The 12,577-nt window shown below is 69.5% G+C and carries 9 protein-coding genes; 3 read left to right on the top strand and 6 right to left on the bottom strand.

All coding sequences use genetic code 11. From position 1 onward, the window contains the following. Positions 1 to 84 precede the first annotated feature (84 nt). Positions 85 to 636 carry a DUF3291 domain-containing protein gene (locus ALLO2_RS04985; protein WP_035730020.1) on the top strand — a complete coding sequence of 184 codons (552 nt, stop codon included), beginning with the start codon at positions 85 to 87 and terminating at the stop codon, positions 634 to 636. A gap of 81 nt (positions 637 to 717) precedes the next feature. Here ALLO2_RS04985 and ALLO2_RS04980 read toward each other — a convergent pair whose 3' ends face one another. From ALLO2_RS04980 to ALLO2_RS04960, 5 genes are all read right to left on the bottom strand, one after another. Beyond that, positions 718 to 1,659, bottom strand: a complete 942-nt coding sequence (locus ALLO2_RS04980; protein ID WP_011435631.1) for a dihydroorotate oxidase — start codon at positions 1,657 to 1,659, stop codon at positions 718 to 720. Between the two features lie 68 nt (positions 1,660 to 1,727). Further along, positions 1,728 to 2,966, bottom strand: coding sequence for a glycosyltransferase family 4 protein (locus ALLO2_RS04975; protein WP_011435630.1), 1,239 nt, complete (start codon positions 2,964 to 2,966; stop codon positions 1,728 to 1,730). Positions 2,967 to 3,171: 205 nt separating this feature from the next. Beyond that, positions 3,172 to 5,859 (bottom strand): ATP-binding cassette domain-containing protein, encoded by a 2,688-nt coding sequence (locus tag ALLO2_RS04970; protein WP_011435629.1) that lies wholly within the window; start codon positions 5,857 to 5,859, stop codon positions 3,172 to 3,174. Between the two features lie 191 nt (positions 5,860 to 6,050). Continuing rightward, positions 6,051 to 6,266: a hypothetical protein gene (locus ALLO2_RS26180; protein ID WP_011435628.1), complete on the bottom strand. Its 216-nt coding sequence runs from the start codon at positions 6,264 to 6,266 to the stop codon at positions 6,051 to 6,053. A 60-nt stretch (positions 6,267 to 6,326) separates the two neighbouring features. Continuing rightward, positions 6,327 to 7,214: a dihydrofolate reductase family protein gene (locus tag ALLO2_RS04960; RefSeq protein WP_051874903.1), complete on the bottom strand. Its 888-nt coding sequence runs from the start codon at positions 7,212 to 7,214 to the stop codon at positions 6,327 to 6,329. Between the two features lie 68 nt (positions 7,215 to 7,282). On the opposite strand from ALLO2_RS04960, the gene ALLO2_RS04955 reads away from it, so the two are divergent. Then, positions 7,283 to 8,176, top strand: coding sequence for an exodeoxyribonuclease III (locus tag ALLO2_RS04955; protein WP_035730017.1), 894 nt, complete (start codon positions 7,283 to 7,285; stop codon positions 8,174 to 8,176). 108 nt (positions 8,177 to 8,284) lie between these two features. Here the strand turns inward: ALLO2_RS04955 and ALLO2_RS04950 are convergent, their stop codons facing one another. Then, a complete protein-coding gene (locus ALLO2_RS04950; RefSeq protein WP_011435625.1) occupies positions 8,285 to 8,872 on the bottom strand; it encodes an Hsp20/alpha crystallin family protein in 588 nt (195 codons plus the stop codon). An 845-nt stretch (positions 8,873 to 9,717) separates the two neighbouring features. On the opposite strand from ALLO2_RS04950, the gene ALLO2_RS04945 reads away from it, so the two are divergent. Beyond that, entirely contained in the window at positions 9,718 to 12,570 is a 2,853-nt protein-coding gene (locus ALLO2_RS04945; RefSeq protein WP_232234890.1) for a non-ribosomal peptide synthetase, read from the top strand. Positions 12,571 to 12,577 lie beyond the last annotated feature (7 nt).

Here is a 12,577-nt window from a genome sequence, read left to right as displayed (position 1 = left end):
CACCCGCCGACTCGCCGATCATGATCGACCGGTAATTGACCGATATTCCTGGCGGCGGCGCGACAACCTCCCTAGGCTGCCTTCATGACGGGTTACCATCTGGCCCAGGTGAACATCGCCCGACTGCTCGCGCCGCCCGGCTCCTCCGCGCTGACCGACTTCGTCGCCGGTCTCACCCCCACCAACACGCTCGGCGACCGGCAGTCTGGTGTCGTCTGGCGCCCGCGGCCCGAGGATGGCGACACCGCCGTGCGCACGTTCGTGTGGGAGGGCGACGGCGACCATGCGATCATCGTGAACCTGACCGTGTGGGAGTCGGTGGAGGCACTGGCCAACTTCGTCTTCCATAGCGGCCACGGGGCGTTCCTACACCGTCGGCGCGAGTGGTTTCATCCCATCCAGCGGNCGACCAACGCCCTGTGGTGGGTACCCGCCGGGCATCGGCCGGGGACGGACGAGGCCGAGGACCGGGTTCGTCACCTGCGGGCCCACGGCCCGACCGCCACCGCCTTCACGTTCCGGCTGACGTTTCCACCGCCGGACCGGCGGATCTCCCTGGTCCCGGGAAACGGCCCGGAGAACACCGCCGAGCAGCCGGGCCGAGCGGCACCGAGAAACGCGGCAGCCGGAGGCTGATCCGGCGCGACAGGCTCCCGTGCCGAGGACGTGAAAAAAATATGTCGGGAAGATATACGGAAAACACGCATGAAACCCTTTTCAGGGGACGGCCGGGTCGGTGTGGTCGATCCAGTCGGACAGAATGGCACCGAAGACGGCCGGATCCTCCGCACGGTTCCAGAACGCGGTGGCGGCCTGGACCGCGGTGGCCCCGGCCAGCAGGTAGTCGGCGACGTCACGACCGCCGGTCACACCCCCAACCCCGATGATGTCCACACTCTCCGGGAGCAGGCGGCGTAGCTGGCGCACCTGACCGAGCCCGACGGGCTTGAGCGCCGGCCCGCTCATACCGGCGAGCTCGACGTCGACGACTGGTCGGTGCGCATCGTCAACGGCGAAGGCGTTGGGGAAGGTGTTCACCGCCGTGACAAACCGCGGGCCACCGGGACGCGCGGCAACCTCATCGATCACCGTTGCGAGCTCCACCAGGGCCGACGGATCGGAGAACGGCGAGATCTTGACTCCGTAGGGGACGCGTCGGGCCGGATCGGCACCAGCCTGCGCCACCAGCGTGTCGCCCACCGCCGTGCAGATCGTCGCGGTGTGCCCGGGATCGAAGCAGGCGATGCGTTTCTGCGTTCCGCCGTCCCAGATGTTCGGGCAGGCCAGGTTCAGTTCGATCAGGTCGACCCCGGTCCGCGCCACGACCGCGGAGATCTCGCGGTACTCGTCAACACCGAACCCGGCGACGCTGACGGTCAACGGCTTGCCCGCCCGGTGAGCGCGCCGCACCATACCGGGCAGATGCGCGGCATAGTAGTCCAGCCCGCGGTTGGGAAGCCCGAGCGCGTTCAACGAGTAGACCCGGCCGGGCCAGTAGACGTTGCCGGAGTTACCTGACCGCGGTTCCCGGGTAATCGAACCAACGACGATCATCGAGACCGCCGACCGGGCGAACGTCTCGACATCCTCGGCGGTCTTGCAGGTGCCAGCCGCGTTCATGATCGGATGTTCCAGGGAGACACCGCACAGACCGCTCATGACCCTACCCTAGGGTTTTCGCCTGGATCAGGTTCGTGACCGGCAATCGATGATCCGGGTCGCTACCCTCATGCCACGGCGGAGGTTTTTCCGTGGCGCGCCCGCAAACGGTCGATGGCCTTCTGGTAGACCTTCTCCCGCAGGGCGGCGATACGCAGCGGCTCGAGCTCGGCGGTGCCGACCCGACCGCGGGCACCCACCGTCTCCGCGAGCTCCGGGTCGGTGAGGAAAGGTTCCAGGGCGTCGGCGAGTGCGGGGGCGTCCTCCGGCGGAACGACCGTGCCGCCCTTCCATTTCGCCACCCAGGTGGCCACCCCGGTCGTCGCGGTCGCGACGACCGGGCGTCCCGAGGCCATTCCTTCGAGACCCGCGATGGAGAAGCTCTCGAACCGGCTCGGCACGACGACNACCCGTGCCTCCTCATAGGCCTTGACCAGCTCGGGACGGGTCAGGTGGCCGGCGAAACGGCAGGTGACGCCGAGTTTGACCGCCTGCTGCTCCAGCCAGGTCCCGGTCGCCACGCCCTCGATCGTGCCCGAGGACTGACCGGCGAAGACCACCGTTACCTCGACACCCCGTTTCTTCAGCAGCGCGGCCGCCTCGATCAGGACGTCCAGCCCCTTGCGCCATTCGAGCCGTCCGACGACGAGCAACGTCGGGTCGGTGTGCCGGGGCGAAGCCACCTCCATGTACGGGGACCGGTCGAACGGGTAAGGAATGACGTCCGCGTCGGTGTCCTTATCCAGCCAGCCGAAACCGCGCAGCGTGGTGACGATCAGCTCGGAGGGAGCGGTGCGCGCGTCGGCGCGCAGCGCGGAGAACCGGTCGATCCGGTCGGCCACCGCGCCCCTGCCGTGCAGCCGGCCGTCCCGCAGACGCACGTCCATCATCGTCGGGGTGTGCAGGTGGATCACGAGGGGAATATCGCGGCGCAGGGCGGTACGCAGGCCCCGGGTCTCGCCGTCCTGAGTCTCGATCACGTCGGGACGCAGACCGAGACGACGCAGCCAAAAAGCATAGGAGACCGCGAGAACGAACCGCAGGGAGAGCGAATCGCGAGGATGGTTCTCCCCCTGAAACGACCGGCCGAGCGGACCGAGAAACCTGGTGACGGGCAACCGCAGGAGCGGCCGCCGGTGCACCATCACTCCGTCATGATCTTCGTCCGTGCGGTAGCGCCCCTGGGCGCAAAGGATATGAACCCGATGACCGAGCGCGACCAGGGCGTGAGCGATGTCGTGTGTGTAGACTCCCGCCCCGTCCCAGATGATCGGCGGATACTGCTCGCACAAGAAGACGATCTCCATACCCAATCCCCCACCGCGAGCGAACTTCGGTCGGCTCACCTTATCGCTACGATAACCGGTCGCTGCGGGGGGTTTTGGATTTGCGGCCACTCGCGCCACGTCGACCCACATATAGGGGCATAGCGGTCCCCCTCACGGCCCGGCTCGCGAGGGAGATCGCCGGGATACCTGCTCCGGGGCGTGGGCTACGGGGAGGACTGACCGCTCAGCCGCGCAGCGGCATGGACCGACCGGTCCTGGAACCGTGCGCCGGGGGAACCCCGGTGCCATACAGCCGCGGACCCGACAACCCTCCCGACAACCCTCCCGAACCCGAACCCGGACCAGTGGCCGGCCCTGGCCCGGCACCCGTCGGCCGGGTGACCTTCGGTTCGATCCGGCGCAGCATGACGGCAGTGAGGATCAGTGCCACGACACCGATCAGCACGCAGATCACGATGTCGAGGACCCAGATCGTCACGCTGTGCTTCCACAGCCCGTCGGTCGGGTCGGTCCGCAGGGTCTCGTTACCGAACTTGCTGACGTCGTTGAGATCGTCCGTGGACGCCAGGGCCGCGAACCCCCAGCGAGCCGGGACGAGCAGGCTGATCTGCGCCAGCACGGGACGCCCGACCAGCGAGGTCAGTCCCCCGGAGAACACCAGCTGACCCATCGTGACCAGGACCAGGATCGGCATGGTCTTGTCCGCGTTGTCGATCAGCGTCGAGACCAGCAGACCGATCATCATCGAGGCGAGCGCCGCGACCCCCACCGCGATCAGACACTCCAGCACCGGCGAGCCGAGCACGACCGCCCTCGGCGGGGTCCGGCCCACCAGCCCGATCAGGGTGAAGACAAGACACTGGGCGGTGGTGATCCCGGTCAGCAGAATGATCTTCGATCCAAGGTAGGCGGTGCGGGACAGCCCGATCGTGCGTTCCCGCCGGTAGATCGGCCGCTCCTTGACGATCTCCCGGACCGAGTTGGCCATGCCCATGAAACAGGCACACAGCACCAGAACGAGGAGGACCTTCGTCGCGTCGGTGTTCGGTGCCTGGGGTAACGCACGCAGCCCGTCCGGGGCGCGGATCACCTGCGGGACGACGCCGAGCAGGAACGGGAAGGCGATGATCAGCCGTAAGTACGACCGGTCGGCGAGCACGACCCGCCAGTACCGTCGAGTCAGCGTCGCGAGCTGGGCCCGGACCGGCTGCTGGCGCACGCTGGGCAGCTCCGGCGGTGCCTTGCGCACCGCGGGCGCCACGATCGCGGAGGGTACGAAGAACTCCGAGTCCCGGAACCGCTCCGCCATCTCCTCGCCCGGAGTGGCCTCGAGCTCGCGGAACACCGCCGCGAACTCGCGGAAGTCCTCCTTGCCGAAGAAGCGCAGCGCCCCATCCGCCGGCCCGAAGTAGGCCACGTGCCCGCCGGGCGCGAGCACGAGGATGAAGTCGCACAGGTCCAGGAACAGCACACTGTGGGTGACGACGATGACGGTCCGGCCGGTCTCGTCGCCGGAGCCGGCGCCGCCGCCCTTCGCCAGGCCCCGCAGGGTTTCCATCACGGACTGGTCATTGGCCGGATCCAGACCGGAGGTCGGCTCGTCCAGGAACAGCAAAGAGGGCCGGGTGAGCAGCTCCAGCGCGACGCTGGTGCGCTTCTTCTGGCCGCCGGAGAGCCGGGAGACCGGTGTGTCGGCGTGCGCGGTCAGTCCAAGCTGGCCGATGACCTCCTCCACCCGGGCCCGCCGCTCCTTGGCGGTGGTGTCGGCGGGGAAACGCAGTTCCGAGCCGTATACCAGAGCCTCACGCACGGTAAGCTGGTCATGCAGCGGGTCGGCCTGCGGCACGTACCCGATCCGGCGTCGCAACTCGTCGTACTCGGCGTAGAGGTCACGTCCCGCGTAGATCACCGATCCCTGGTCCGCCGGTCGGAAGCCGGTGAGAGCGTTGAGCAGCGTGGACTTGCCGGCCCCGCTCGGTCCAACGACACCGAGCAGGGAACGGCCTGGCAGCCGGAAGGTCATGTCGTGCATGAGCTGCTTGGTGCCGGCCCACACCGACAGCGCCTGCGCCTCGAAGGCCACGTCACCGGAGTCGACGTATTCGACGAGCGAGTTTCCCTCGAGCTGGAACAGATGATGGCCGATGGCGATGATGTCGCGTTGTATCACCCGTGCCCGGGTGACCCGATGGCCGTTGACGAAGGTGCCGTTGGCGGAGGCGAGGTCGATGAGCTCGACGCCGGCCACCGAGATATGCAGCTCGGCGTGATGGCGGGAGGCAAGCAGGTCGCCCACGTTGATGTCGTTGTCGCGGGAGCGGCCCATCCGCACCCGTCCGATCGTCAGCGGATACACGCGCCGCCGGTCGTGCACCATCGTCGCCTGCCCCACGGCCGGGTCGGGCCCGCCCGACTGCGCGGGCGCCGACGGGACGGGCGCCGACGCAGCGCCCGGCGCCGGTTCGGACCACCATTCCATGCCCGGCACCGCCGCGCCCGGCGGCGATGGCAGCGACGGCGACGGCCAAGACGAGGGCGACGGGCCGGCAAGGGGGATGGGCGCCCCGCCCGGGCTGTGGGTCGGCGCGGTCGGCGGGATCATCGGCGGGGCCGGACGCGGAACGAGCACCACCTCGGGTCCGTCCACCGCGCCGAGCCGGAGCCGAAGCTCCCCGGAGACGGCGAGACCGCCCACACGGCAGCCATCCCGCCACAGACCGTTGGCGCTGATGTCCTCGATCCGCCATCCGCCGACGTCGGGATGCAGCACCAGATGCCGGCGCGACACCCGGCCATCGTTGATCACAATGTCGGCCGCACGGGCCCGCCCCACCACGACCGGCTTGTCTCCGGTGAGCGTCACCTCCCCCGCGGGGGTGGTGACATGAAGCGGGGTCGGAACCACCAGCACTCTCCCTCGCTCCTTCGATCGCCAGACGCACCATAGTGTGCCTGTACAGAGGGAATTTTCCTGCCCCTTCCGCAACATGTCCGAAAGCTGACGGCCATGAGACGGGCCACGACGGGTTGGAGCGTGCTGGACCCGGACACCGACCGGTCCGGGGAACGAGGAAATGTGGTGGGCGGGTGGTGGAAATCGAATCAGTTCCAGCGGGCCGCACGGGTGCCGCCGTCGGGCAGGCGGGCGGAACCGACGGCCTGACCGCGGTTGTTGACCGCCGTCGCCAGGCTGCCGCGGCCGCCCAGCGTCCCAAGATCGATGATCCTCCGACCCCGCCAGACGACCGCGTGCATCGTCCGATCGGCGGCCTGGGCCCAGCCGACGACGTCCCCGCGATGGGGGCGAAAGCCTGCCACCTGGCCGGCGTTGCTGATCCGCGCCGGCCCGGAAGCGATCGAGCCGCCGGACCACGGCGCTTAGTGAGACGTCGGTGCCAGATACCGAAGAAAAACCACATCGTCGAGTTGTCGGACCTCGGCAAGGCGAAGGGGCGAGTGGACGTCGTTGGGAAAGACCCCCGGTCCCACGAAGGTCGGCGCATCGCGCTCGCCGACGAAGAACGGGGCGACGGTGAGATGCAGCTCGTCGACCAGGCCGGCGGTGAGGAAGGCCGTATGCAGCGAGGTACCACCCTCCACCAGCAGCCGACGGACGCCACGCCGGGCGAGATCGGTCAGGATGGCGGCGACCTCGACCCGGGGCCGACCGGGGAGTTCGACCAGGATGACGCGCGCGGCGCGGGTAGCGGGCGCGGTGCGGATCGCAGCCGGCGCCGATTGCGGCGTCGACGGCTCGGGAGACGAGGTCGGCTCGGGAGACGAGGTCGGCTCGGGAGACGAGGTCGGCTCGGGAGACGAGGTCGGCTCGGCGATCGCCAACGATGATCCAGCCCAACGGTAGATGATCGTCTCGACCGGGTCGGCGGTGAACAGCCGAGCGCTCGGATCGAGGTCTCCCCCGCCGGACAGCACGACCTTGATCGGCGTGGGCGGGCGTCCGGCCGCCTCTCGCGCCACCCGACGGTGCTGCGCGCGCACGGCGAGACGGGGATTGTCCCGCCGGACAGTGGCCGCGCCGACGAGGATCGCGTCACAGCCGGCACGCACCTCGTCCACCCGGTCGAGATCGGCGGCACTGGAGAGGATCATCCGCTCAGCCGAGCTGTCGTCGATGTGCCCATCCAACGACATCGCGCAGCTGCAGATGACGTACGGCCGGCCAGCAACAGCGCCTTGGCCCACAGTGTCATTGTCGACGATGACACTGTCGACAGTGTCATCGTCGACACGCCGGCTCATTCCCATGACGACCATCATCCCAGACCCGACATGCCCGGCAGACCTGTCGGACCGTGGGACTACCGTCAACAGATGTGCGGATCGCAACGTGGAACATCAACTCTGCGAAGGCTCGGCAGGCCCGCCTGATCGAATGGCTCGACCGGGCCGAGCCGGATGTGGTGTGCCTGCAGGAGACGAAGCTGGCGGACGACGCCTTCCTGGAGCTGTTCGACGAGGATCTGTTTCGCCGGGGCTACCGGGTCGCCCATCACGGCGACGGCCGGTGGAACGGCGTGGCGATTCTGTCGCGGGATACCCTCGACGACGTCGCGCGGGGTCTTCCGGGCGATCCGGGCTTTCCCGGTCCCGAGCCTCGCGCCATCGCCGCGACCTGCGGCGGCATCCGGATCTGGTCGCTGTACGTGCCCAACGGCCGGACCATCGACGACCCTCATTACGCCTACAAGCTGGCCTGGCTCGCCGCGCTGCGCGAGGTGGTGGCCGAGGCCACGACCCAGGGCGCGGTGATGACGTTGGGTGATTTCAACATCGCGCCAACGGACGTTGACGTCTGGGACATCACCCAGTTCGAGGGCGCCACCCACGTCACCCCGGCGGAACGCGCGGCACTCGCGGAACTCGTCGACGCCGGGCTCATCGATGTGCTGCGGGCCCGCTGGCCCGACGACGTCGTCTACACCTACTGGGACTACCGCCAGCTGTGTTTCCCGAAGAACCTCGGGATGCGCATCGACCTGGCTCTGGCGACCGCCGACGTGGCGGGCCGCGTGCGCGCGGNCTGGGTGGACCGGGCGGCCCGCAAAGGTGTCGGGACGAGCGACCACGCTCCCGTCATCGTCGATCTGGACACCGCGCCGGACGGCGACATCGGGCCGATGGTGCCGCCTCCGTCGCGTGGCAGCTCGGCCGGACAGTCCGCCCCGGGACGGACCTCCTCCACCGGCACCGGACCGCGCCGCCGCTGAGCCGGGCGGTCCCGGCAGGATCGACCGGTCCAGCGGGGTAGGCCGCCCGGCGCGAGGGAACCGCTGCCCGGCGTGCGGACGTCGGCGTCCGCACGCCGGGTGCGGTCCTCAGGCGGTGGAACCGGCTGCGGCCGGCGTGGCCGGCTCGGCGGACCGCGGCGTCGCGGACTCCGCTGATTCCGCCGGCAGCCCCGGGGAGCCCCCCTCGACGACCTCGGCCGGCCGGGCGTCGCCGACGACTGGGGTGATCTCGATCCGGGTCGCCTTGGGCTCCGCCGCCGCGCCGACGAGACGGACCGTCAGGATGCCCCGGTCGTAAGTGGCCGAGATCCGCTGCGCCTCCACGCCCTCGGGAAGCCTGAACTCCCGGCGGAAGGAACCGTGCCAGCGCTCGCGGTGTACGCGACCGGCGTGCTCACTCTCGCTGCCGGCCGCACGCTTCCCGCGGACGACCAGGCGGCCCCGGTCGATCTCGACCGCGACGTCCCGCTCGACATCGACCCCGGGCAGCTCGAGGTTGATCAGTACATCCGCTCCCTCAGTAACCACATCAGCCGACGGGACGGCGAACTCGGTGACCGACGACCGTCCGGTAAGCACCGGACGCCGCGGGCCCCAGACACGCCGAACGATCTCGTCGAACTCCCGGTCCATACGCCCCAGCGAGGCAAACGGGTCCCACAGGTAGGTGCTCACGATGCTCCCCCTCCAAAAGATTGATCTTTCTAGGGCCGATCTCTGTACATCGATGCCGATCGGGACACTCCCGCGCCTCAGGCGCTCCCTGGGTGGATCACCTTCGGTTCGATTGCCTCCCGCTCTCACAGTTCATGAGTCTAAGGCGCTCAACCTTACTGTTGCAAGCGGGGGTAAGGAATTTGTTGGATGTGAGGCAGAACACCGAAACGGCGAACGGTCGCAGCGGCCGACCCCGGGCGGCCGGGCGGCGGGGCCCCGGCTCCGGCCCGCCGCGGGCTCCGGGCCGCCGTGACGCCGCGGGCGCCGGGCCGCCGCGGGCTCCGGGCCGCCGTGACGCCGTGACACCGCGGAATGGCGGCACCGGATCCGGGCACCATCAGCCGAACCGCCGACCCGGGATCAAATTAGTCCGGGATCACGGCAAATCGTTTGCGCCGTACATACCCGAAGCCCGATTACCACCGACAAACTACCCCTTGAGTGAGGGTTACCGGGAGTGACCACAAGATAGCCACAGCACCGTGGTATAAAGTCGCACGCGCCATACCGGACTGCGTGTTGGGGAGGCTGTTCGTGTACCACGAGCGAACGGTTGCAGCACCGTACGAGGCAGCACCGTACGAGATTGTTGGACGGAGTTACCACAAACGGCCCGTCCCAACGCGCAGCCACCCGGCACCGGCCCCGGCCCCGGCGCATCCGTGACCATACGGGATTCGAGGTCCGCCCCCCGATCAGGGGTAACCAGCCGCATCCGGTTGACGAGATGAGGACCGGCGAGGATACAAGATCATCGTCATCCGCTGTGAGCCGATGACGCCGAGAGAGGACAGGACGAGGGAGTGGCTTTGAACGAAAGCGGTCGGCGCGCGTCCCTTGCGGTCGCGACGCCTGAAGGTGGCGCGTTCTTCCCGGCGTNGCACTTCGACGACCTGCCGGCCTCGGTGGTCAGCCGGTTCCGGGAGGTCGCCACGCACCTGCCCGATACACCCGCGCTGGTCTCGCCCGGCGTCGTCATGACCTTCGCCGAGGCTGATCGCCGGACCGATGACATCGCGATGGCGGTCCTCGGCCGCCTCGACGCGAACGAGGACGGTCCGGTCGCGACCCTGCTGCCGCACAGCGTGGCCGGCCTGCTGGGCGTACTGGGCGTACTGAAAACCGGACGCCCGGTCGTCCCGCTGGATCCGATGGTGCCCGCCGAGCGGATGGCGCAGATCGTTCGGCAGGCCGGCTGCGTGGCCCTGCTGACCGACCTGGGCGACAGTTCCGTGGCCCGCTCGACGGTGGGCCTGCGGCCGGTGGGGACCAACGGTTCGAACGCCACGGCCGAATCCAGCGTGAATCCGGNCNCCCTGCNCNCCGCGCNGGCNGGGGGCGNCCCCCGCCACGTCCTGGACCTCGCCGCGGCGGCCGCGGACGGCGCCCGGTGGATCGCGGCAAACGGCGCGGACGCGGTCTGGTGGCCGCAGCCGCTGGTCGACGATCCGGCCTGCATCGTGTTCACCTCCGGTTCGACCGGCGCGCCCAAGGGCGTGGTGTGGACAAACGGCACGTTCCTGTGCGACGCCTACGCCGGCGCCGAACGTCTCGGTTTCGCGCCGGGCGACCGGCTGGCCCTCGTGCTGCCGTACTCGTTCGCCGCCGGCATCACCGTGGTGGTGTTCGGTCTACTCAACGGGGCCGGGGTGTATGCCTATGATCCACGGGCGGCGGGCCTGAGCGGCCTCGCCGACTGGATCTCCTCGCAGCACCTGACCGCGCTGCAGACCACTCCGTCTCTGCTGCGCTCCCTCGTCGGCTCGCTCGAACCGGACCAGGTCCTCGCCGACCTGCGGATCGTGACCACGTGCGGGGAGGCCGTCTACGGACGCGACATCACGGCGCTGCGGCCGCACGTGCCACCGGCGTGTACCTACGTGAACTGGTCCGGTGCCTCCGAGATCGCATCCCTCGGCTTCTTCGAGGTCCCGCCGGGCACGCAGCCGCCCGCGGGCACGGTACCCGCCGGCCTGCCGGCGACCGGCAAGGAGGTGGTACTGCGTCGCGAGGACGGCACGCCCGCCGATCCCGGCGAGGTAGGCGACGTGGAGGTCACCTCGGCCTACCTGTCGGCCGGGTACTGGGGGAACGCGGAGATGACGACGTCCCGCTTCACCCCGCTCACCGATGGCCGGACCACCTGCCGGACCGGCGACGTCGGCCGGTTCGAACCCAACGGCACGCTGATCCTGCTCGGCCGCCGGGACGCGGCGGTGAAGATCCGCGGCTATCTCGTCGAACCGAGCGAGGTGGAGGCGGCGCTGCTGAGCTCCGCGGAGATCGCCGAGGCGGTCGTCACCGCCGTCGCGCATCCTTCGGCGCGGAACCGGCTGGTCGCCTATGTCGTGCCGGCGGTACACGGCAACACCCTGTCCCCGGTCCGAATCCGGCGGAGGCTACGCGAGAAGCTGCCGGTCTGGATGGTCCCGACGACGATCATCCCCCTGGCGGAACTGCCCCGCAACGAACGCGGCAAGGTGGACCGGGGCGCGCTGCCGCCCCCGCCGGAGGCCCCGGCCGTCTCCGCCCGGCCGAGAACGCAGTGGGAGATCGTCGTCGCCGACATCTGGACGCGGGTCCTCGATCTCGAGGAGGTCGGCATCGGGGACGACTTCATGGAGCTCGGCGGCGACTCCCTGGCCGCGAACGAGCTGCTCACCCTGGTCGCGGAGAAGCTCGGGATCACCATGCCGTCATCGGCGCTGGTCGACGCGCCGACGCTGGGCGAGTTCGCCCGCGCGCTGTCACTCGCGCAGCAGTCGGGTCCGCGACACCCCACCGTCGTCCCCCTGCGCACCACCGGCTCGCGGCCGCCGCTGTTCTGCTTCGCCGGGGCCGGCGCGCTCGCCCTCGGCTTCCACTCACTGGCCCGCCGCCTCGGCGACGACCAGCCGGTCTACGCCTTCCAGGCGCATGGGCTGGAGCGGCGGGGCGTCCCGGACTGGAGCGTCGCGCGGACCGCCCGCCGCCACCTGGAGATCATCCGCGTCCTGGCTCCCCGGGGTCCCTACCTGCTCGCCGGGCACTCGCTGGGTGGCCTGATCGCCATGGAGATCGCCCAGCAGCTCGCCGCCGCGGGAGAGGAGGTCGGTTTCCTGTCCATCATGGACACCTACCTGCCGGCCTCGCTGCGGATCGAGTCGGCCGGGTCGGGTAGCGCCGCCGGGTCGGGCGGCGCCGCCGGGTCGTCGAAGGCAGCCGAGGACCACGCGCGCGGTTACCGCGGCCGGCTGGCGCGGTTCACCCAGAAGCTGCTACCGGAACAGCGGGCGAACTTCACCAGCAAGGCGACCCTCAAGAAAATGGTGCAGATTCCGCTCACCGGGGTCGTACAGTTCGGCGGGCTCGAGCAGTTCGACGTCTTCTTCAACCACGGGCGGCTTCTCGAACGTTTCTACCGACCGCGGCCATGGCCCGGCCGGACCCTCGTGTACCGATCGGCGGAGAATCCGGACCCGGAGGACGCATGGTCGGCATTCCTCACCGGGAGCCATGACACCCATTTCGTTCCGTGTGAGCATTTCTACCTGCTCCGCGAACCGCACATCATCAAGATCTCGGAGCATTTCCGGGCCGAGATCGACCGGGTGGTCGCCGGGCTGACGAAGACAGGTCGCCGGGCTGACGAAGGCAGGCTGACCGCGACGGACTGAGCACTCC

The sequence above is a fragment of the Frankia sp. Allo2 genome (genome assembly GCF_000733325.1).
GTDB classification, from domain to species: Bacteria; Actinomycetota; Actinomycetes; order Frankiales; family Frankiaceae; genus Frankia; species Frankia casuarinae.
This window is presented reverse-complemented; position numbering and strand designations above follow the sequence as displayed.

Excerpts from the sequence above, each read along its gene's own strand:
- ALLO2_RS04960 (WP_051874903.1), bottom strand. The coding sequence starts at position 7,214 with ATGGGAATGAGCCGGCGTGTCGACGATGACACTGTCGACAGTGTCATC.
- ALLO2_RS04980 (WP_011435631.1), bottom strand. The coding sequence starts at position 1,659 with ATGAGCGGTCTGTGCGGTGTCTCCCTGGAACATCCGATCATGAACGCG.